The organism is Pseudomonas segetis (assembly GCF_900188155.1).
GTDB lineage: Bacteria > Pseudomonadota > Gammaproteobacteria > Pseudomonadales > Pseudomonadaceae > Aquipseudomonas > Aquipseudomonas segetis.
The window spans coordinates 170,270-191,094 of sequence record NZ_FZOG01000007.1 but is presented as its reverse complement, the minus strand read 5'-3'; the positions used below and the strand labels follow the sequence as shown (position 1 = coordinate 191,094).

Here is a 20,825-nt window from a genome sequence, read left to right as displayed (position 1 = left end):
GGAGTGGTGATGAGCTCTCAAGCTTCTTTCACACCGCCCAGCTTGTTGCTTTGCACCATTGGCTTGTCGTTGGCGACCTTCATGCAGGTCCTCGATACCACTATTGCCAACGTGGCGCTGCCGACGATCGCAGGCAACCTCGGGGTCAGTGCGGAGCAGGGCACCTGGGTCATTACTTCGTTCGCCGTCAGCAACGCAATTGCCTTGCCGCTGACCGGATGGCTGAGCCGCCGTTATGGCGAGGTAAAGCTGTTTGTCTGGGCCACCATGCTGTTCGTACTGGCTTCATTTCTGTGTGGGATTTCGCGCTCCATGCCTGAGCTTGTGGGCTTTCGGGTGCTACAGGGGTTGATGGCCGGGCCGCTGTACCCGATGACACAAACCCTGTTGATTGCGGTGTATCCCCCGGCCAAACGGGGGCTGGCGCTGGCTTTGCTGGCGATGGTGACTGTTGTGGCGCCCATTGCCGGGCCAATTCTTGGCGGCTGGATAACCGACAGCTACAGCTGGCCATGGATCTTCTTTATCAATGTGCCAATAGGTTTGTTTGCCGCCTTCGTGGTGACCCAGCAAATGCGCAAGCGGCCGGTGGTCACCAGTCATCAGCCTATCGACTACATTGGCTTGCTGACCCTGATCATCGGTGTCGGCGCGCTGCAGATTGTCCTCGACAAGGGCAATGACCTGGACTGGTTCGAGTCGAATTTCATCGTGATCGGCACGCTGATCTCGGCGATCTCACTGGCGATATTCATTATCTGGGAAATGACAGACCGTCATCCGATCGTCAACCTGCGTCTGTTTGCCCATCGCAACTTCCGGATCGGCACCATAGTGCTGGTTGGGGGCTATGCCGGCTTCTTTGGCATCAACCTGATCTTGCCCCAGTGGCTGCAAACGCAGATGGGCTACACCGCGACCTGGGCGGGCCTGGCCGTGGCGCCGCTTGGCGTCTTGCCGGTGCTGATGTCTCCATTCGTGGGCAACTATGCGCATAAGTTCGACTTGCGAATTCTGGCAGGCATCGCATTTTTGGCGATTGGCACGAGTTGCTTCATGCGCGCCGGCTTCAACTCGCAAGTTGATTTTCAGCATATCGCCCTGGTCCAGCTGTTCATGGGGATAGGTGTCGCACTGTTCTTCATGCCAACGTTGAGCATCCTGCTCTCGGACTTGCCGCCGGATCAGATTGCAGATGGCTCGGGACTGGCGACTTTCCTGCGTAATCTGGGCGGTAGTTTTGCCGCATCGCTGACCACCTGGATCTGGATACGTCGCTCCGAAGTGCATCACGCCTACTTGAGTGAGCATATCAGCGTGTACGACCCGGTAACGCGCCAGGCGCTGGATCAGCTCGGTGGGGCCAACGTCCAGTCCTATGCCCAACTTGAGCAGACCCTGACCAGCCAGGCCTACATGGTCTCGACCGTGGATTACTTCACCCTTATGGGCTGGGTGTTCATAAGCCTGATACTCATTGTATGGCTGGCCAAGCCACCCTTTACCGCCAACGCAGGGCCAGCAGCCGCAGGGCACTGATCAGGAAGAGTGTCGGTTGAGAAAAACGGTGCAAAGGCACCGTTTTTTATCAGGCGTCGAGGCTGAATGGCGCCTGGTTGAAGACGGTTTCATCGACCTGCAAGGCCCAGCCTTGACGATCCCAGTCCCCCAGGACGATACGCCTGGCGGGCTCGCCGTTTACCAGCAGCTTGTGCACGGCCGGTCGGTGGGTATGACCGTGGATCAGGGTCTTGACGCCGTGTTCGGCCATGACCCGGCTGACTTCATCCGGGGTGACGTCGACAATGTCGCTGGCTTTCATCCGGGTTTGGGCCCGGCTTTCATTGCGTAGCTTGCGCGCGAGCTTATGGCGAGTCCCCAGTGGAAGGTGTCGCAGAATCCACAGGCTCAGGGGGTTGCGCAAGTAGCGGCGCATGCGCATGTAGTTTTCATCGCGGGTGCACAGGCTGTCGCCATGCATCAGCAACACAGCTTCACCGGCCAGTTCGACTACGCTGGGGTCGCGCAGCAGAGTGCAGCCGGCTTCGCGACAAAAGCGCTGGCCAATCATGAAGTCGCGATTGCCATGCATCAGGAATATGGCGGTGCCGCTTTCACTGAGTTGTTTCAGTGCGTCTGCAATCGAACGTTGAAAGGGGCTGATTGCATCGTCACCAATCCAGACCTCGAAGAAATCCCCGAGAATGTACAGCGCCTCAGCCTGGCGTGCGCGGGTGCCGAGGAAATGCAGAAACGCCCGGGTAATGTCCGGGCGCTCCTGTTCAAGGTGCAGATCAGAGATCAGTAGGATCACTCAACGATCTCGGCACGCTCGATGATGACGTCGTCCACCGGAACATCCTGGTGGCCAGACTTCATGGTGGTAGGCACGCCCTTGATCTTCTCGACTACATCCATGCCATCGGTCACTTCGCCGAACACTGCATAGCCCCAGCCTTGGACCGTAGGTGCGGTGTGGTCGAGGAAGGTGTTGTCGGCTACGTTGATGAAGAACTGGGCAGAGGCCGAGTGTGGCTCCATGGTGCGCGCCATGGCAACGGTGCCCACTTTGTTGGAAACGCCGTTGTTGGCTTCGTTCTTGATGGTGGCGTTGGTCGGCTTCTGTTTCATGCCAGGTTCAAAACCGCCACCCTGAACCATAAAGTTGCTGATCACGCGGTGAAAAACGGTGCCATCGTAGTGGCCGCTTTTTACGTATTCCTTGAAATTGGCCACGGTTTCTGGCGCCTTGTCGGCAAACAGGGTCAGGGTGATAACGCCGTGGTTGGTGTGCAGCTTGATCATGGTAGTAATCGCTCTATCAAAATAAGCAGGAGGCTGGGGCGCGCTAAGCCAACCCACAAAGCCCTGAAACTCGTGCGTCAGGTCATGGCGCAGAGGTAAAGGATCTGCGTGTCCGTGGCTTTGCAGGCCGCATTTTTGCGCGAGTTTTAGATGCGCTCATCGGTGCAGCGGGTATTGTAAACGTAACTTAAGTGCTACGCAGCGCAAATGAACTGGTTTCAAGGCCTGTCAGGGGGTTGACAGCTTCGGCTATGATAGGCGCTTTGCAATTGCCGGAAAACCATCACCATTGTGATTGTCGTGCACCGCTTGGTTATCGTTTGCGCTACCCCGGTAGCGTGGTTCTGCGATAGCGCCAATGCAATGTTGTAACGCTCGCTCAGCACACTGGTCTAGAGGTTTTCAGCGCATTCATCGTTTTAGTCGGCCGTTGCTAAGCCGCGAACCTGCATGATCAAGGACACCATGAGCAAGTCAGAGACTCCCGCCGCAACGAACTTCCTTCGCCCCATCGTCCAGGCTGATCTGGAGTCAGGTAAGCACGCGAAGGTTATTACCCGTTTCCCGCCGGAACCGAACGGTTACCTGCATATTGGCCACGCCAAGTCGATCTGCCTGAACTTCGGCCTGGCTAAAGAGTTTGGTGGTGACTGTCATTTGCGTTTCGATGACACCAACCCGGCCAAGGAAGACCAGGAATACATCGATGCGATCAAGCAGGACGTGCAATGGCTGGGTTTCCAGTGGGCAGGCGACGTACGTTTCGCCTCCAACTACTTCGACCAACTGCATGATTGGGCTGTAGCGCTGATCAAGTCCGGTGATGCCTATGTTTGCGACCTGTCGCCTGAAGAGTCGCGGGCATACCGTGGCTCCTTGACCGAGCCGGGCAGGAACAGCCCGTTTCGTGACCGTTCGGTTGAAGAAAACCTGGATTTGTTCGCCCGCATGAAAGCAGGCGAATTTGCCGATGGCGCACGCTCGCTGCGGGCTAAAATCGACATGGCAGCGCCAAACATCAACCTGCGCGACCCGATTCTCTATCGCATACGCCATGCCCATCACCACCAGACGGGAGACAAGTGGTGCATTTACCCAAGCTATGACTTCACGCACGGCCAGTCCGATGCCATAGAAGGCATTACCCATTCGGTTTGCACCCTTGAGTTCGAAGACCATCGTCCGCTGTACGAGTGGTTCCTGGCGCATTTGCCTGTACCGGCACAGCCACGCCAGTATGAATTTGCGCGGCTTAACCTCAACTACACCATCACCAGCAAGCGCAAGCTCAAGCAGTTGGTGGACGAAGGCCATGTAAATGGCTGGGACGACCCACGCATGTCAACGCTGGTTGGCTATCGCCGTCGTGGCTACACGCCTGCATCGATGCGTAACTTCTGCGACATGATCGGGGTCAATCGTGCCGGCGGCGTGGTGGATATCGGTATGCTTGAATTCGCCATCCGCGAAGATCTTGACGCCAACGCCGCGCGTGCCATGTGCGTGCTCAAGCCCCTGAAGGTGGTGATCACCAACTACCCGGAGGATGAGGTTCAGCTACTCAGCCTGGCGCGTCATCCAAAGCAGGACATGGGCACCCGTGAGCTGCCGTTTGCCCGCGAGATCTATATCGATGCTGGCGACTACGAAGAAAACCCGCCAAAAGGCTACAAGCGTCTCGAGCCGGGTGGCGAGGTGCGTTTGCGCGGCAGCTATGTGATTCGTGCCGATGAAGCGATCAAGGACGCCGAGGGCAATGTGATCGAACTGCGTTGCTCCTACGACCCTGAAACCCTTGGCAAGAACCCGGAAGGGCGCAAGGTCAAGGGGGTGGTGCACTGGGTGCCAGCCGCTGCCAGCGTTGAGTGTGAAGTGCGGCTTTATGACCGTTTGTTCCGCTCGGCCAATCCGGAAAAAGCCGATGAAGGCGGTAGCTTCCTGGACAACATCAATCCCGAGTCGCTGGTCGTGCTCAAGGGCTGTCGCGCCGAGCCGTCGCTGGCCAACGCAACGGTTGACGATCGTTTCCAGTTTGAGCGCGAAGGTTACTTCTGCCTCGACTCGAAAGATTCCAAGCCGGGTGCGCTGGTCTTCAACCGCACCGTAACCCTGCGTGACTCCTGGGGTTGAGCCCAGGCACAGGGCTGAGTGAGTAATCCAGGGCCGCAGTGAGCCTGCGGCCCTGGGTTATGCAGCAGATTTTGTGGCTTAAAGGGCCGCGTTTAAGGATTTTTTATGCTGACCATCTACAACACCTTGAGCAAGACCAAAGAAGCGCTTAAACCGCTAGTCGGCAACCAGGTACGGATGTACGTCTGCGGCATGACGGTTTATGACTTCTGCCACATCGGTCATGCCCGGGTGATGGTCGCGTTTGATGTGATTGCACGCTGGCTGCGCTTTCGTGGCTATGAGTTGACCTATGTGCGCAATATCACTGATATCGACGACAAGATTATTCGTCGCGCCCAGGAAAATGGCGAAGGCTTTGAAGTGCTGGTCGAGCGAATGATTGCTGCCATGCATGAAGACGAAGCCCGTCTTTCGGTGCTGCGTCCTGACATGGAACCCCGTGCGACAAGCCATATTTCCGGCATGCACGAAATGATTCAAACCCTGATCGACAAAGGCTTTGCCTACGCCCCGGGCAATGGTGATGTGTATTACCGGGTGGGCAAGTTTGTCGGTTATGGCAAGCTCTCGCGCAAGAAGATCGAAGACCTGCGCATCGGGGCGCGCATTGAAGTCGACGAGTCCAAGCAGGACCCGCTTGATTTTGTCCTGTGGAAGGGCGCCAAGCCTGGCGAGCCAAGCTGGACATCGCCATGGGGGGAAGGGCGACCCGGCTGGCATATCGAATGCTCGGTCATGTCGACCTGCTGCCTTGGCGAGACATTCGACATTCACGGCGGCGGTCCCGACCTGGTTTTCCCGCACCATGAAAACGAAATCGCGCAGAGCGAAGCCGCCACCGGCAAGCTTTACGCCAATGCCTGGATGCACGCTGGCGCGGTACGCGTGGATGGCGAGAAAATGTCTAAATCCCTGGGCAACTTCTTCACCATCCGCGAGGTGCTGGAAAAATACCATCCTGAAGTGGTGCGCTACTTCCTGGTGTCGAGTCAGTACCGCAGCCCCATCAACTACTCCGAAGACAGCCTGAAAGAAGCCAAGGGCGCGCTGGAGCGCTTCTACCACGCACTCAAGGGGTTGCCTGAGGCCGCTCCTGCTGGTGGCGATGCCTATGCCGGGCGTTTTGCCGAGGCGATGGATGATGACTTCAACTCCCCAGAAGCCTGCGCCGTGTTGTTTGAGATGGTTCGTGAGATCAATCGCCTGCGCGATACCGACCTAGAGGCCGCCGCCGGTTTGGCTGCGCGCTTGAAACAGCTGGCTTCGGTGCTGGGGGTGCTGCAGCTTGAGCCTGAGTCCTTCCTGCAAGCGGGAGCGCAGGGCAAGGTTGATGCCGAGCAGGTAGACGCATTGATAGCTGCACGGTTGCAAGCGCGTAGCGAGAAGAACTGGGCTGAATCCGACCGTATTCGCGATCAACTGACCTCTATGGGAGTCGTTCTTGAGGACGGCAAGGGCGGTACAACCTGGCGTTTAGCCGAGTAAGGCGTTTTCAAGCCTGTAAGAAAAGCCGCTTATGCGGCTTTTTTTATGCGCCGATGGTGGGGCAGAGGTTGCTGATGTCAAAACCTGTCACGTAAAAACAAACCTTTGTCGTGTAATGTCAAGCGCAGGCATATGGCAAAGCCGTACCTTGCAGCCTGGAGCACTGTTTCGTTTGAACCTCAGGCACCTACTGGCGTTGTCACGCGTGCAGTCGGTGCCTGTGAAGGTTGGAGTTAACGCGTGATTGTCGTGGGCATTTGCCCAGCAACGACTGGGTTCATCGATGCCCACGCTTGCTCCGCAGGCTAATAATAATGACTCAAAGGATGTCCTGATGACTTGGTTACGAGTACGTCTAAAAACCATCGGCACGGCCGCGCTGCTAGCGTCTTCGGTATGCGCAGCCTCCCTGGTATCTGCCGCCGATAAGCCCAATATTCTGGTGATAATGGGCGATGATATTGGCATCACTAACATCAGCAAATACAGCTACGGCATGATGGGCTATCCAACGCCCAATATCGACCGCATAGCTAATGAAGGCATGATGTTCACCGATTATTACGGGGAGCAAAGCTGTACCGCCGGTCGCGCAGCCTTCATTACAGGCCAGCACCCGGTACGTACGGGGCTCACCAAGGTCGGTATGCCTGGCTCGACAGTCGGGCTGCAAAAAGAAGATCCGACGCTGGCCGAATTGCTCAAGCCATTGGGTTATACCAGCGGCCAGTTCGGTAAGAACCACTTGGGTGATCGCGACGAATTTTTACCGACCAACCATGGTTTTGACGAGTTCCTTGGCAACCTTTATCACCTCAATGCCGAGGAAGCGCCTGAGGACGAGGACTGGACCAAGAACCCGGTCATCGATAAAGCCATTCGCCCGCGCGGAATCATTCACAGCACCGCCGACGGTAAGGTCGAAGATCTTGGCCCGCTGAACCGCAAGCGCATGGAAACCATCGACCAGGAATTCCTGGATGCGTCGCTTAACTTCATGGACAAGGCGGTTAAACAAGACAAGCCGTTCTTCGTCTGGTTTAACTCAACGCGCATGCATTACTACACCCACATCAAGGAAGAAACCAAGGGGCTTTCGGGCCAGGGTTTCTATAACGACGGCATGGTCGAGCATGATGGCCAGGTCGGCGAGTTGCTCAAGAAGCTTGATGACCTGGGTGTCGCTAAAAACACCATCGTGATCTACACCACCGATAACGGTGTGCATTTCAACCAGTGGCCTGACGCCGGAATCACCCCATTCCGTGGTGAGAAAAACACCAACTGGGAAGGTGGTTATCGCGTCCCGGCAATCATTCGCTGGCCAGGCCACATCAAGGCTAACTCTGTTTCCAACGAGATAGTCTCGGCTCAGGACTGGGTTCCAACATTGATGGCTGCCGCTGGTGTACCGGATGTCAAAGAGAAACTGCTCACTGGCTACACGGCCGGTAGCAAGAGTTTCAAGGTCCATCTCGATGGCTACAACCAATTGCCGTACCTTGAGGGCAAGGAACCTAAAGGCCCGCGTACTGATTTCTACTACTTCAGTGACGACGGTAAATTGCTGGGCATGCGTGATGGTGATTGGAAGGTTGTTTATGCTGAGCAGCGCGCGCACCGCTTTGATGTATGGCGCGATCCCTTCGTAGACCTGCGTGCGCCAAAGCTGTTCAACCTGCGTCGTGATCCATTCGAGCGTGCCGATACAGATTCCAACAGCTACAACGTGTGGTGGGACAAGAAAGCCCAGTCGGCAATCTTCCCTGGGATCTTCCGTACCCAGCAGTTCCTGATGACGTTCAAGGATTTCCCGCCACGTCAGCGCCCAGCCTCGTTCACGATCGACCAAATGGTTGAAAAACTGATGGATTTCAAAGGCAAATAGGCCTTTGCGCCAGCTGTCCAGAGGTACAAAAAAACCGCTTTCGAGCGGTTTTTTGTACCCTTGCACCAGACCTATGTTTTTACACCTTGCTCACGCAGGCGCTTGTAGAGGGTATTGCGGCTTACGCCTAAATGCCGGGCAAGTTGCGATACATTTCCGGCGCAGGCCTGTAGTTTTTGATTGAGGTCAGACGCGCCGCTCATGCCACCATGGGTGCCAGCGCCGGTGTTTGCTTGCGCCATGGAACTTGCTGTCGCTGGCTGGTGGGCCTGCAGCTCGGCAATAAAATCATCCGGCAGATGCTCGACTCTGATCGGCTGATCATCAGCCATTGCCAGGGCGACCTGGATCACACTGCTGAGCTGGCGCAGATTACCGGGCCATGGGTGCGCATTGAACAATTCAAGTACTTCATTGCTCAAGCCTGCCCATTGCTGTGGTTCCCGGTATTGCTGCCACAGGCGTTTGAACAAGGCGGCTTTATCGCTGCGTTCACGTAGCGGGGGCAGTTCGAGGCTGAGCCCGTTAATCCGGTAGTAAAGGTCCTGGCGGAACAAGCCCTGTTCAACATCATTTCGCAGTGGACGGTTGGTCGCCGAGATCAAGCGGATATCCACCGGGTAGTTTTCACTGCTGCCCAGCGGTTGCACGCAACGTTCTTGCAGCACTCGCAACAGACGCGCCTGGACCCGCGCTGGCATGTCACCGATTTCATCGAGAAACAACGTGCCCTTGTCTGCCTTGCGGATCAGGCCACTGCTGCCTTTCTGGTTGGCGCCGGTGAAGGCGCCTTTCTCGTAGCCAAAGAGCTCGGACTCAACCAGCTCGCTGGGAATGGCGGCACAGTTGACTGCAATCAATGGCTGCGCCGCGCGACTGCCGGCGTGGTGCAAGGCTTTGACGAAAACTTCCTTGCCCACGCCGGTTTCGCCATGGATGAGCAGGGGGATGTCTTTCTCGATCAGGCGTTGGGCTTGCTGGATGGCCTTGTCGACCCGGGCATCACCCATGCTCAGGTTATCCAGGCTTAGGTTATCGGCGGGCAGGCCATGATCGTCTTGAGAGATTGCCGCGCCCTTGGCCTGCCGCCGGAAATCACGGGCGGTTGGTGCTACGGGCTGCAGTGGCTGGGTGATATGGGCATGGAAACGAAAGCGTCCGCCGGCTTTCAAGTTGAACGGCTGGCCGGAGGGTTGGTTGAGCAACTGCTGCAGCGGCACATCGAATAACATTTCGATATTGACCAGCGCCAGGCTGGTGCCGAGAAGGTTGTCCGCCCGACGATTTGCCGATATCACCTGGCCGCTTTCGTCGAACACCACCAGCCCCGCCCAGGGGCTTTCTAGGTTATTGAGGCTGGTGTTGAAGGTCAGCTGAAAATAGTGCTGCTTGAACAGGTTCAGGATCAACCGGTTTTCCACCGACTGGCTCATCATCTTGACCATGCCCAACGTGTGCGAGGGTGGCAAATAGCTGTCGCTGGAGACATCGAGTATCGCAATCACCTGGCGCTGTTCATCGAAGATAGGCGAGGCGGAGCCGGTCATGAATCGGTTGGCCTTGAGGTAATGCTCGTCGTGTTGGATATGTACCGCCTGGGCACAATTGAGGGCAGTGCCTATGGCATTGGTGCCGGTTTGGCGTTCCTGCCAGCTGGCGCCAGCGACAAAGCCCGCACTGCGTTCTGCGTCGAGAAAGCGTTGATCGCCCCATGACTGCAAGACCTGGCCCCGGTTGTCCGCCAGCATGATCAGGCAATTGGAGTTGGCGAGGATGTTGCCGTAATACGGCAGGACTTCCTGGTGCGTCGTGACGACAAGGCTTTGATGGCGCTCAAGCAGGGCGCTGACTTCGCCTCGCACCGGGGAGCCAAAGCTAGGCGCTGTCTGATGCGTCAGGCCAAATTCGCGGCAGCGTGACCAGGAATCCTCAACAATTGCCTGGTGAGTCAGTATGCGGGCAGATTCAGCCATGCAGGCAGTTCTCCGTTGCAGTGTTTCTTATTGTTGTTAGCCACGGTCTTCGCCGCACTTATTCTCATGCCCACAATGCAACAGCATTGGCCAGGCCGAGCAAGGCATTTGCTTGTAGCCGAACGCTTGGCCGAAACCGAATTTCGCGCGTTCAGTCCCTGTGGTTTTGCCGGTTTACTGAGTGTCGCTGATGACTGTTCAATGTCAACGCCCGGCTGTTCAGTTGTTCAGTCCACAACTGTTCAAAGCTGTTCAGTGAGCTACAGAAACTGCCGCGGCCATAAATAAATATGCATTGCCAGACAAGAACATAGAACAATAATCGCTGAACTGGCACGGACATCGCTTGGTTGTGTGAAATGGCATAACAAAAAAAGGAAACGCCATGTCACTGACGCTGGAGCATGTCAGCCGTTGGGTTGATAACCAGGTTTACATCGACGATGCCTGCCTGAGTTTCGAGCCTGGTTCATTCAATGTGCTGCTGGGACGCACCCTGTCCGGGAAAACCAGCCTGATGCGACTGATGGCCGGCCTGGACCGTCCAAGTAAGGGGCGGATCCTGATGAATGGTGCGGATGTGACCGCCATCCCAGTACGCCAACGCAACGTGTCGATGGTGTATCAACAGTTCATCAACTACCCCACGCTCAGCGTATTCGAGAATATCGCCTCGCCATTGCGCCAGGCGCGTTGCTCGGAGGCCGAAATTACCGAGAAAGTCCACGCCACGGCCAAGATGCTGCGCATCGAGGGCTTGCTCAAGCGTTTTCCCCTGGAGCTTTCCGGCGGCCAGCAACAGCGCACGGCCATGGCCAGGGCGCTGGTCAAGGATGCTTCCCTGATTCTGTTTGACGAGCCGCTGGTCAATCTGGATTACAAATTGCGCGAAGAGCTGCGCCAGGAGATGCGCGAGCTATTTGCCGCACGCCATACCATTGCCATCTACGCCACCACCGAGCCGAATGAAGCGCTTGCGCTGGGGGGTACCACAACCATTTTGCACCAGGGACGCATTATCCAGAGCGGCAATACGCCCGAGGTCTACCACCGTCCGCAGCATATATTGGCTGCAGAGCTGTTTTCTGAACCACCAATCAATATTCTCCCAGGCCAGATCAGCGGGACCGAAGTGAGTTTTGCCGATACCGTGCATTTTCCCCTGAACCCTGACTTGCAACAGCTTGAGCCCGGCGAATACCGGTTTGGCATGCGCCCAAGCCATATTGGCCTGGTGCCTTCCAATGATGATGACCTCGAGCTGGCGGTGACGGTTGACCTTGCCGAAATAAGCGGTTCGGAAACCTTCCTGCATGTGCGAGGCGAGCAGTTCTCGTTGGTGCTGCACCTTCCCGGTGTACATGAGTACGACGTGGATACACCGATTCTGATTTATATCCCTACCCACAAATTATTTGTCTTTGATGTTCAGGGCCAACTCAAGCAGGCCCCAGCGCGACGCACGGGGAGGGCTGCCTGATGGCTGAGATCCGCTTGCAGAATCTTGCCCATAGCTACAGTCGCACGCCAAGCAGCGCCGCTGAATATGCGATTCGCGAAATGAACCATACCTGGGAGCAGGGCGGTGCCTATGCGCTGCTGGGGCCATCAGGTTGTGGGAAGTCGACACTGCTGAACATCATCTCCGGGCTGCTCAGCCCGTCCCATGGCCAGGTGTTGTTTGATTCAAGGGTGGTCAACGACTTGACCCCGCAAATGCGCAATATCGCCCAGGTTTTCCAGTTTCCAGTGGTATACGACACCATGACCGTGTTCGATAACCTGGCCTTTCCACTGCGTAACCAGGGCATGGCTGAACCGCAAGTATTGAGCAAGGTGCACGAGATTGCCGAAGTGCTGGATTTGCATCCTTTGCTGACGAAAAAGGCCAGCAACCTGAGCGCCGATGAGAAGCAAAAAGTCTCCATGGGCCGTGGCCTGGTGCGTGATGACGTCTCGGCGATTCTATTTGACGAGCCGCTGACGGTGATTGACCCGCACCTGAAGTGGAAACTGCGGCGCAAGCTCAAGCAGATTCACGAGCAGTTCAATATCACCATGATCTACGTCACCCATGACCAGTTGGAGGCCTCGACCTTTGCCGACAAGATCGCGGTGATGTATGGCGGCCAGATTGTGCAGTTTGGTACACCGCGTGAACTGTTCGAGCGGCCCAGCCATACCTTCGTCGGTTATTTCATTGGCAGCCCCGGGATGAACTTGATCGAAGTCGAGCGTTGCGCGGATGGAGTCTGCTTTGCCAACACTCGCTTGAGCCTTGGCGCGGCGCTCAACCAGCGACTTGATTCGCTGGATTATCAGCAATTGAAAATAGGTATTCGACCCGAGTTTGTTCATCTCTGGGATCTTCCCGGCAGCGATCTTCCCGGTGCTGAATCCTTGGTTGAAGTCGCGGCCGACAGCGACGCCTTTAGCGCCGAGGTGGTACATGTCGAGGACTTGGGCACATATAAAATCCTCAGCCTGAACCTGGATGGCCAGCCGCTCAAGGTGCGCCTGCAAGAGGATCAGGTCGTACCCAGGCATCGGGCATCGGTGAGTTTTTCGGCGCAGTGGCTGATGGTCTATGCCGATGACTTTCTGGTCACGGTAGACGCACAGGAGGCGCGCCATGAAAGTGCATAACAATAAAGCCTGGTGGTTGGTGTTGCCGGTGTTCTTGCTGGTGGCGTTCAGCGCGGTAGTGCCGATGATGACCGTGGTCAACTACTCGGTGCAGGACATATTTGACTCATCCAGCCGCTTCTTCGTTGGCGTTGACTGGTTCAAGCAGGTGCTGCGTGACTCGCGCCTGCATGACTCCCTGTTGCGCCAGTTTATTTATTCAGGCTGTGTATTGCTGATCGAAATTCCACTGGGCATTGCGATTGCCCTGACCATGCCGACCAAGGGGCGCTGGGCGTCAGCCTGCTTGATCGTGATGGCGATTCCATTGCTGATTCCATGGAATGTCGTCGGTACCATCTGGCAGATATTTGGCCGCGCCGACATTGGCCTGCTGGGCTGGACCCTGAATGCGCTGGGCATCAGCTACAACTATGCGTCCAATACCACTGATGCCTGGGTCACGGTGCTGGTGATGGATGTCTGGCATTGGACCTCACTTGTGGCGCTGCTGTGTTATTCAGGCCTGCGGGCGATTCCCGATGTGTATTACCAGGCTGCACGTATTGATCGCGCTTCATCCTGGGCGGTGTTTCGCTACATCCAGTTGCCCAAGCTCAAGAGTGTGTTGTTGATTGCTGTGATGCTGCGTTTCATGGACAGCTTCATGATCTATACCGAGCCCTTTGTGCTGACCGGGGGCGGCCCCGGCAATGCAACGACCTTCCTCAGCCAGACATTGACCAAAATGGCTGTCGGCCAGTTCGACCTCGGTCCGGCGGCTGCATTCTCCCTGGTCTACTTCCTGATCATCTTGTTGGTGTCATGGCTGTTCTACACCGCCATGACCCACAGCGATAAGAACAGTTGAGGAGGCGGGCAATGTTACGTAAACGCGTGGTTTTGGTGCTCTATATCCTGTTTCTGCTGGTGCCGATCTACTGGCTGGTGAACATGTCGTTCAAGAGCAATACCGAGATTCTGGGCAGCCTGACGCTCTGGCCCAGCAGCTTTACGCTGGATAACTACAGGGTGATCTTCACCGACCCGAGTTGGTATCAGGCATACCTCAATTCATTGTATTACGTGAGCTTGAACACCCTGATCTCGCTCAGTGTGGCCTTGCCGGCCGCCTATGCATTTTCGCGCTACCGCTTTCTCGGTGATAAGCACCTGTTCTTCTGGCTGCTGACCAATCGCATGGCGCCGCCCGCTGTGTTTCTGCTGCCGTTTTTCCAGCTTTATTCATCGATCGGCTTGTTTGACACCCATATCGCAGTGGCCCTGGCGCACTGTCTATTCAACGTGCCCCTGGCGGTGTGGATTCTCGAGGGTTTCATGTCCGGCGTGCCGAAGGAAATCGATGAGACGGCTTATATCGACGGTTACAGCTTCCCCAAATTCTTTGTGAAGATCTTTATCCCGCTGATTGGCTCCGGAATTGGAGTGACGGCATTTTTCTGCTTCATGTTTTCCTGGGTTGAGCTGCTGTTGGCACGAACCCTGACATCGGTGGATGCCAAGCCCATCGTCGCGGTAATGACGCGTACGGTTTCAGCCTCGGGGATCGACTGGGGCGTGCTGGCCGCTGCTGGAGTCTTGACCATTTTGCCGGGCATGTTGGTGATCTGGTTCGTGCGCAACCATGTGGCCAAGGGCTTTGCCCTGGGCCGGGTGTAAGGAGAATCCCATGGAGTGGATGGCCTGGACATTACCGACAGCGCTGTTTTTTGGCGGTATCGGCTTGTTGCTGGTTGGTATGACGGTTTGGGAGTTGCGTTCGCCCTGTGTTGAGCGCCGCGGCTTTTTACCTATTGCCACCAGTCGTGGTGATCGTTTGTTTATCGGGCTTTTAGGCAGCGCATACCTGCATCTCATGGTGATAGGTGTGACTGACTGGAGTGTCTGGATAGCCTCGGCGCTGTCCGTGGTGTGGTTGGTTGTAGTGATGCGTTGGGGCTAGTGGAGGGCAGTTGGTAGCGGCATTTCCTGGCTTTGGTAAATACCCTGAGATGGAGGTCTCTATGTTCGAAAATAACAACAAAACCCGACATAGCATGGCGCTGGCTGCCTTGCTGGCGTTGTCCGGACTCAGTGGCGCGGCTTGGGCCGATGCTTATGAGGATGCGGCGAAGAAATGGATGGCAAGTGAGTTTAGTCCCTCGACACTCACGCCTGAACAACAACTGGCCGAGCTCAAGTGGTTTATCAAGGCGGCAGAGCCGTTTCGCGGCATGACCATTAACGTGGCATCCGAAACCATCGCCACCCATGAGTATGAGTCCAAGGTGCTGGCCAAGGCCTTCAGTGAAATCACCGGGATCAAGCTCACCCATGACCTGATGCAAGAAGGCGACGTGGTTGAAAAGCTGCAAACCCAGATGCAATCAGATAAAAACATCTACGACGGCTATATCAACGACTCTGACCTGATCGGCACTCACTTTCGCTACGGCAAGGCAGTGGCCATCAGCGACATGATTGCCAACGAAGGCAAGGACTTCACTTCGCCAACCCTGGATCTGCCCGATTTTATCGGCATATCCTTCACCACCGGGCCGGATGGCAAGCTGTATCAACTACCCGACCAGCAGTTCGCCAACCTTTACTGGTTTCGCGCGGATTGGTTTGAGCGCGCTGACCTGAAAGCCAAGTTCAAGGAAAAATATGGCTATGAGTTGGGTGTGCCGGTCAACTGGTCGGCCTACGAAGACATCGCCAAGTTCTTCTCTGAAGATGTCAAGGAGATCGACGGCAAGAAAGTCTACGGCCACATGGATTACGGCAAGAAAGACCCATCGCTCGGCTGGCGCTTCACCGATGCCTGGTTTTCCATGGCGGGCGGCGGCGACAAGGGCTTGCCCAATGGCCTGCCAGTTGATGAGTGGGGTATTCGGGTAGACGGATGTCGCCCGGTGGGTTCGAGCGTTGCCCGTGGCGGTGCCACCAATGCTCCGGCGGCCGTCTTTGCGACCCAGAAGTACGTCGATTGGCTGCGCCAGTACGCACCGCCAGAAGCGCAGGGCATGACTTTCTCTGAAGCAGGGCCCGTGCCTGCACAGGGTAACATTGCCCAGCAAATCTTCTGGTACACCGCCTTTACCGCGGATATGACCAAGCCAGGTTTGCCGGTGGTTAATGCTGATGGCACGCCAAAGTGGCGGATGGCGCCTTCGCCTAAAGGGCCGTACTGGGAAGAGGGCATGAAGCTCGGTTATCAGGACACCGGATCATGGACCTTCCTCAAGTCGACGCCTGAGAAACAGCGTCTTGCCGCCTGGCTGTATGCGCAGTTCGTGACCTCGAAAACCGTGTCGCTGAAGAAGACCCTGGTTGGCCTGACGCCTATTCGTGAGTCGGACATCAACTCGCAGGCCATGACCGACATCGCGCCGAAACTGGGTGGTCTGGTTGAGTTCTATCGCAGCCCGGCGCGTGTGCAGTGGACGCCAACAGGTACCAATGTGCCCGATTATCCGCGCCTGGCGCAGCTCTGGTGGCAGTTTATTGCCGAGGCCGCCAGTGGCGACAAAACCCCGCAAGAGGCTTTGGATGGCCTGGCCGCAGCACAGGACACCATGCTCGGTCGTTTGGAGCGGGCCAATGTACTGGGCGAATGTGGGCCCAAGCTTAACGAGCCCCGTGATCCGCAGTACTGGTTGGATCAACCGGGCGCGCCAAAGCCCAAGCTGGCTAACGAGAAGCCCAAGGGGGAGACGGTTAACTACGCCGACCTGCTGAAATCATGGGAGCAGGCGCGCAAGTAAGCCAAGCCAGAGTAAAGCTCGCACAAATAAAAAACGGCAGACGCTAAGCGCCTGCCGTTTTTTATTCAAGCCCTGTGCTTAGTCGTGCAGGTGTTCTGCCGCGTGCAAGGTGTTTTCCAGCAAGCCTGCGCGCGTCATCGGGCCAACACCGCCGGGTACGGGTGTGATCCAGCCTGCGCGAGGCAGGGCGGTTTCGTACACCACATCACCAATCAACTTGCCATCTTCCTGGCGGTTGATCCCGACATCAATCACGATCGCGCCCGGCTTGACCCATTCGCCCTTGACCAGCCCAGGCTTGCCAGCCGCGACCACCAGCAGGTCGGCATCGCCAACGTGGCGAGCCAGGTCCTTGGTGAAACGGTGAGTCACTGTCACGGTGCAACCGGCGAGCAACAGCTCCATGGCCATTGGTCGACCGACAATATTCGATGCGCCAACGACCACCGCGTGCAAGCCATAAAGGTCGACGCCGGTGCTTTCGAGCAGGGTCATGATGCCTTTTGGTGTGCATGGACGCAGCAGCGGCATGCGCTGCGCAAGGCGGCCAATATTGTAAGGGTGGAAGCCATCGACATCTTTATCTGGGCGAATTCGCTCAAGAATCAGCGAAGAGTCGAGGTGTTCGGGAAGCGGCAGTTGAACAAGGATCCCGTCGATGGTTGGGTCTTGGTTCAATTGATCAATCAGTGCCGCCAAATCTTCCTGGCGGGTATCGGCTGGCAGGTCATAGGCCTGCGACAGGAAGCCTACTTCTTCACAGTCCTTACGTTTGTGCGAGACATAAACCTGAGAGGCAGGGTCGCTGCCCACCAGGATCACAGCAAGGCCCGGCGCTCGCAGTCCTTGCTGGCGTCGCTCGGCGACAGATTTGGCTATCTGCTGGCGAAGGCTGGCAGCAATCGCTTTACCGTCAATCAGTTGTGCGGTCATTGCGCGTGGTTAACCATTAGAGAGGGTGGAAAAAGGATGCGTATTCTCGCACGGAGCAGGCGTGGGGCAAAGGCGCTAAGCCACGAAATTCGTGTAACTCCTTTATCTCACTGATTTTTTTTGATTTTAGTGTTGACGGATATGTAATCCGCCATTAACATTCGCCCCGCTTGTCGAGCACAGCCAGTCGCTGGGTAAGACGGCAAACAAGCAAGCTACTTATCTGGTAAGTGTTTGTGAGAATGCCGAAAGCTTAAAGTCTGCTTCTGCAGATGGATAAGCGCCCGTAGCTCAGCTGGATAGAGCATCCGCCTTCTAAGCGGATGGTCGCAGGTTCGAGTCCTGCCGGGCGTGCCATTTGGCAGCTTTGGCTCAAGTAGTTATATGGTGGGCGTAGCTCAGTTGGTAGAGCACAGGATTGTGACTCCTGTTGTCGTGGGTTCGATCCCCATCGTCCACCCCATATTGCTGAAATAAGAGCCAGGCCTTAGGCCTGGCTCTTATGTTTCACCCCCTTGTTTTGCGGACGTGGTGAAATTGGTAGACACACTGGATTTAGGTTCCAGCGGCGCAAGCTGTGAGAGTTCGAGTCTCTCCGTCCGCACCAATTAAGGTAGTGTTTTCAGTCGGGAAACGTTCGATCTGAAAGCAAAGTTCAAAGGCAGCCCGCAACGGCTGCCTTTTTTCGTTTAAGGGTGTTTCAGGCGGATGATGCCTGTATGCCTGAATCATTGCGCAGGGGCTGGTTAAGCCGTTGATTTGTATTGTCTTGCCGGAGCAGGTCGCTGCGGCGCTGGTGAAAAATAGCTTTTTACCATTGGTCAATACAAAAGGTGTATTATGCGCCCCGGCTGTGCCCTGAAGGCTGTACCTGGCTAGACCATTACCGCGTTTGGGGAACACAAATACGCTGATTAACAAAGCACAGCGCCCGTATTTAAAGGCGTTGCTGCGATGGTGGCCAATGCATGAGTCCAAGGCTCTGCGTGCGCACCATCTATTAGTTATCTCCCGTTTGCCGCCTGCATCTAGGGTGACTTCTGTAAATTGACCCTCTAGAATGCATGCCCTTGATCTGGGACTGGAAACAGTCGGCTTAATGTCTGTGCAACGAGGATTATCAATGCAAGTTTCTGTTGAAAACACTTCCGTACTCGAGCGTCGCATGACCGTCGGTGTACCCGTCGAGCGCATCGAGACCGAAGTCAACAAGCGTCTGCAGCAGACTGCTCGTCGCGCCAAGGTCCCTGGCTTCCGTCCAGGCAAGGTACCGATGAGCGTTATTCGTCAGCGCTACGAAGACTCGGCGCGCCAAGAAGCCTTGGGCGAGCTGATCCAGGCGACCTTCTATGAAGCTGTTGTCGAGCAGAAGCTGAACCCGGCTGGCCAGCCAGCGGTAGAGCCAAAGTCGTTCGAAAAGGGCAAGGACCTCGAGTACGTCGCTACTTTCGAAGTGTTTCCCGAGTTCGAAGTAACCGGCCTGGACACCATAGCTGTCGAGCGCCTGGAAGCTGAAGTTGTTGATGCTGATGTCGACAACATGCTGGATATCCTGCGTAAGCAGAACACCAGCTTTGAAGCTGTTGAGCGTGCCGCTGAAACTGGCGACCAGCTGACTATCGACTTCGTTGGCAAGATCGACGGTGCTGAGTTCGCAGGTGGTTCGGCCAAGGGCACCCAGCTGGTTCTGGGTTCTGGTCGTATGATTCCTGGCTTTGAAGACGCCCTGGTTGGCGCCAAGGCTGGTGAAGAGAAGGTCATCAATCCAACCTTCCCTGAAGATTACCAAAACCTCGACCTGGCCGGTAAAACCGCAGAGTTCACTGTCAATGTGACTGCTGTTGCTGCGCCAAAGCTGCCTGAGCTGAATGACGATTTCTTCGCGCTGTTCGGTATCAAGGAAGGCGGCATTGAAGGTTTCCGCGCCGAAGTTCGCAAGAACATGGAGCGCGAGCTGCGCCAAGCCATCAAATCCAAGGTCAAGAACCAGGTGATGGACGGCTTGCTGGCTGCCAACCCGATCGAAGTGCCAAAGGCGCTGCTGTCGAGCGAAGTTGACCGTCTGCGCGTTCAGGCTGTTCAGCAGTTCGGCGGCAACATCAAGCCAGACCAACTGCCAGCCGAGCTGTTCGAAGAGCAGGCCAAGCGTCGTGTGGTGCTGGGCTTGATCGTTGCCGAGGTAGTCAAGCAGTTCGATCTGAAGCCGGATGATGCTCGCGTTAAAGAGTTGATCACTGAAATGGCCTCTGCTTACCAAGAGCCTGAGCAGGTTATTTCCTGGTACTACAAGAACGATCAGCAGATGAACGAAGTTCGCTCTGTTGTGCTCGAAGAGCAAGTTGTAGATACTGTTTTGCAGAAGGCGAATGTGACCGATAAAAAGGTCTCTTACGAAGAAGCTGTCAAGCCGGTGGAAGCTCCAAAAGCCGACTGATTTCTTTACCTCGTTCGAACACACCATAAGCCAGCCCTCGTGCTGGCTTATGCGTATTTGAAATATGACTATCTAGGGAGCGAGTGCAAGAAATGTCCCGCAATCCTTTCATGCAACAAATGCCTGACATGCAAGCCGCTGGCGGCTTGGTACCTATGGTTGTCGAGCAGTCGGCCCGTGGTGAGCGCGCCTACGACATCTATTCACGTTTGCTCAAGGAGCGAGTGATCTTCCTGATTGGTCCGGTCGAAGACTACATGGCCAATCTGGTTGCCGCGCAGCTGCTGTTCCTTGAAGCAGAAAACCCGGATAAAGACATTCACCTGTATATCAACTCGCCAGGTGGCTCGGTAACTGCGGGTATGTCGATCTACGACACCATGCAGTTCATCAAGCCGGACGTGTCGACCACCTGCATTGGCCAGGCCTGCAGCATGGGTGCGTTCCTGCTGGCCGGTGGCGCGCCAGGCAAGCGTCATTGCCTGCCAAACTCGCGCATGATGATTCACCAGCCTCTGGGTGGCTTCCAGGGCCAGGCATCGGACATTGACATCCATGCGAAGGAAATCCTTCACATTCGTCACCGTCTCAATACCTTGCTGGCCCATCACACCGGTCAAACGCTTGAAACCATTGAGCGTGATACCGAGCGTGACAACTTCATGAGCGCTGAGCGTGCGGCTGAATATGGCCTGATCGACTCGGTAATGATGAAGCGTGATATGCCTGCCTAAGCAGTTCAGATGAAGGTGGTTGGTCTATCTAACCACCTGTGGACTTGA

General features: G+C 56.0%; 16 protein-coding genes and 3 tRNA genes. 15 read left to right on the top strand and 4 right to left on the bottom strand.

The features are described from left to right. Positions 1-9: 9 nt before the first annotated feature. Positions 10-1,539 carry a DHA2 family efflux MFS transporter permease subunit gene (locus CHB79_RS19610; RefSeq protein WP_089361124.1) on the top strand — a complete coding sequence of 510 codons (1,530 nt, stop codon included), beginning with the start codon at positions 10-12 and terminating at the stop codon, positions 1,537-1,539. A gap of 49 nt (positions 1,540-1,588) precedes the next feature. Here the strand turns inward: CHB79_RS19610 and lpxH are convergent, their stop codons facing one another. Together lpxH and CHB79_RS19600 are read right to left on the bottom strand one after the other, a co-directional pair. Beyond that, positions 1,589-2,314 carry a UDP-2,3-diacylglucosamine diphosphatase gene (gene lpxH / locus CHB79_RS19605; protein ID WP_089361123.1) on the bottom strand — a complete coding sequence of 242 codons (726 nt, stop codon included), beginning with the start codon at positions 2,312-2,314 and terminating at the stop codon, positions 1,589-1,591. Further along, on the bottom strand, positions 2,311-2,805 hold the full coding sequence (locus CHB79_RS19600) for a peptidylprolyl isomerase (RefSeq protein WP_010490239.1): 495 nt from the start codon (positions 2,803-2,805) through the stop codon (positions 2,311-2,313). Before CHB79_RS19600 ends, lpxH begins: the two co-directional genes overlap by 4 nt. A gap of 465 nt (positions 2,806-3,270) precedes the next feature. Here CHB79_RS19600 and CHB79_RS19595 point away from each other — a divergent pair, with 465 nt between their 5' ends. From CHB79_RS19595 to CHB79_RS19585, 3 genes are all read left to right on the top strand, one after another. After that, the gene (locus tag CHB79_RS19595; RefSeq protein WP_010490237.1) at positions 3,271-4,935 is read left to right on the top strand and encodes a glutamine--tRNA ligase/YqeY domain fusion protein; all 1,665 of its coding nucleotides are present in this window, start codon (positions 3,271-3,273) and stop codon (positions 4,933-4,935) included. A 105-nt stretch (positions 4,936-5,040) separates the two neighbouring features. Then, positions 5,041-6,423: a cysteine--tRNA ligase gene (gene cysS, locus CHB79_RS19590; protein WP_089361122.1), complete on the top strand. Its 1,383-nt coding sequence runs from the start codon at positions 5,041-5,043 to the stop codon at positions 6,421-6,423. Positions 6,424-6,757: 334 nt separating this feature from the next. Further along, the gene (locus CHB79_RS19585; protein ID WP_089361121.1) at positions 6,758-8,311 is read left to right on the top strand and encodes an arylsulfatase; all 1,554 of its coding nucleotides are present in this window, start codon (positions 6,758-6,760) and stop codon (positions 8,309-8,311) included. A gap of 71 nt (positions 8,312-8,382) precedes the next feature. Here CHB79_RS19585 and CHB79_RS19580 read toward each other — a convergent pair whose 3' ends face one another. After that, on the bottom strand, positions 8,383-10,284 hold the full coding sequence (locus CHB79_RS19580; RefSeq protein WP_089361120.1) for a sigma-54-dependent Fis family transcriptional regulator: 1,902 nt from the start codon (positions 10,282-10,284) through the stop codon (positions 8,383-8,385). A gap of 385 nt (positions 10,285-10,669) precedes the next feature. Here CHB79_RS19580 and CHB79_RS19575 point away from each other — a divergent pair, with 385 nt between their 5' ends. The 6 genes from CHB79_RS19575 to CHB79_RS19550 all read left to right on the top strand — a co-directional run bounded on the left by CHB79_RS19575 (position 10,670) and on the right by CHB79_RS19550 (position 16,676). After that, the gene (locus tag CHB79_RS19575) at positions 10,670-11,764 is read left to right on the top strand and encodes an ABC transporter ATP-binding protein (protein ID WP_010490229.1); all 1,095 of its coding nucleotides are present in this window, start codon (positions 10,670-10,672) and stop codon (positions 11,762-11,764) included. Further along, the gene (locus CHB79_RS19570; RefSeq protein WP_089361119.1) at positions 11,764-12,930 is read left to right on the top strand and encodes an ABC transporter ATP-binding protein; all 1,167 of its coding nucleotides are present in this window, start codon (positions 11,764-11,766) and stop codon (positions 12,928-12,930) included. Before CHB79_RS19575 ends, CHB79_RS19570 begins: the two co-directional genes overlap by 1 nt. Further along, a complete protein-coding gene (locus CHB79_RS19565; RefSeq protein ID WP_089361118.1) occupies positions 12,917-13,780 on the top strand; it encodes a carbohydrate ABC transporter permease in 864 nt (287 codons plus the stop codon). The genes CHB79_RS19570 and CHB79_RS19565 overlap by 14 nt, the downstream gene beginning before the upstream one ends. Before the next feature lie 11 nt (positions 13,781-13,791). Further along, entirely contained in the window at positions 13,792-14,589 is a 798-nt protein-coding gene (locus CHB79_RS19560) for a carbohydrate ABC transporter permease (protein WP_089361117.1), read from the top strand. A gap of 10 nt (positions 14,590-14,599) precedes the next feature. Continuing rightward, positions 14,600-14,872, top strand: a complete 273-nt coding sequence (locus CHB79_RS19555; RefSeq protein ID WP_089361116.1) for a DUF2160 domain-containing protein — start codon at positions 14,600-14,602, stop codon at positions 14,870-14,872. Positions 14,873-14,933: 61 nt separating this feature from the next. Then, complete coding sequence (locus CHB79_RS19550) at positions 14,934-16,676, top strand: ABC transporter substrate-binding protein (RefSeq protein WP_089361115.1); 1,743 nt, start codon at positions 14,934-14,936, stop codon at positions 16,674-16,676. A gap of 78 nt (positions 16,677-16,754) precedes the next feature. On the opposite strand, the gene folD is transcribed toward CHB79_RS19550, so the two are convergent. Further along, complete coding sequence (gene folD, locus CHB79_RS19545; protein WP_089361114.1) at positions 16,755-17,609, bottom strand: bifunctional methylenetetrahydrofolate dehydrogenase/methenyltetrahydrofolate cyclohydrolase FolD; 855 nt, start codon at positions 17,607-17,609, stop codon at positions 16,755-16,757. Between the two features lie 280 nt (positions 17,610-17,889). On the opposite strand from folD, the gene CHB79_RS19540 reads away from it, so the two are divergent. From CHB79_RS19540 to clpP, 5 genes are all read left to right on the top strand, one after another. Next, a tRNA-Arg gene (locus CHB79_RS19540) sits at positions 17,890-17,966 on the top strand. Positions 17,967-17,996: 30 nt separating this feature from the next. Then, positions 17,997-18,072 (top strand) — tRNA-His (locus CHB79_RS19535). Positions 18,073-18,131: 59 nt separating this feature from the next. Next, positions 18,132-18,216 (top strand) — tRNA-Leu (locus CHB79_RS19530). 516 nt (positions 18,217-18,732) lie between these two features. Then, on the top strand, positions 18,733-20,043 hold the full coding sequence (gene tig, locus CHB79_RS19525; protein ID WP_010490215.1) for a trigger factor: 1,311 nt from the start codon (positions 18,733-18,735) through the stop codon (positions 20,041-20,043). Positions 20,044-20,135: 92 nt separating this feature from the next. Continuing rightward, complete coding sequence (gene clpP, locus CHB79_RS19520; protein WP_010490214.1) at positions 20,136-20,777, top strand: ATP-dependent Clp endopeptidase proteolytic subunit ClpP; 642 nt, start codon at positions 20,136-20,138, stop codon at positions 20,775-20,777. Positions 20,778-20,825: the final 48 nt, after the last annotated feature.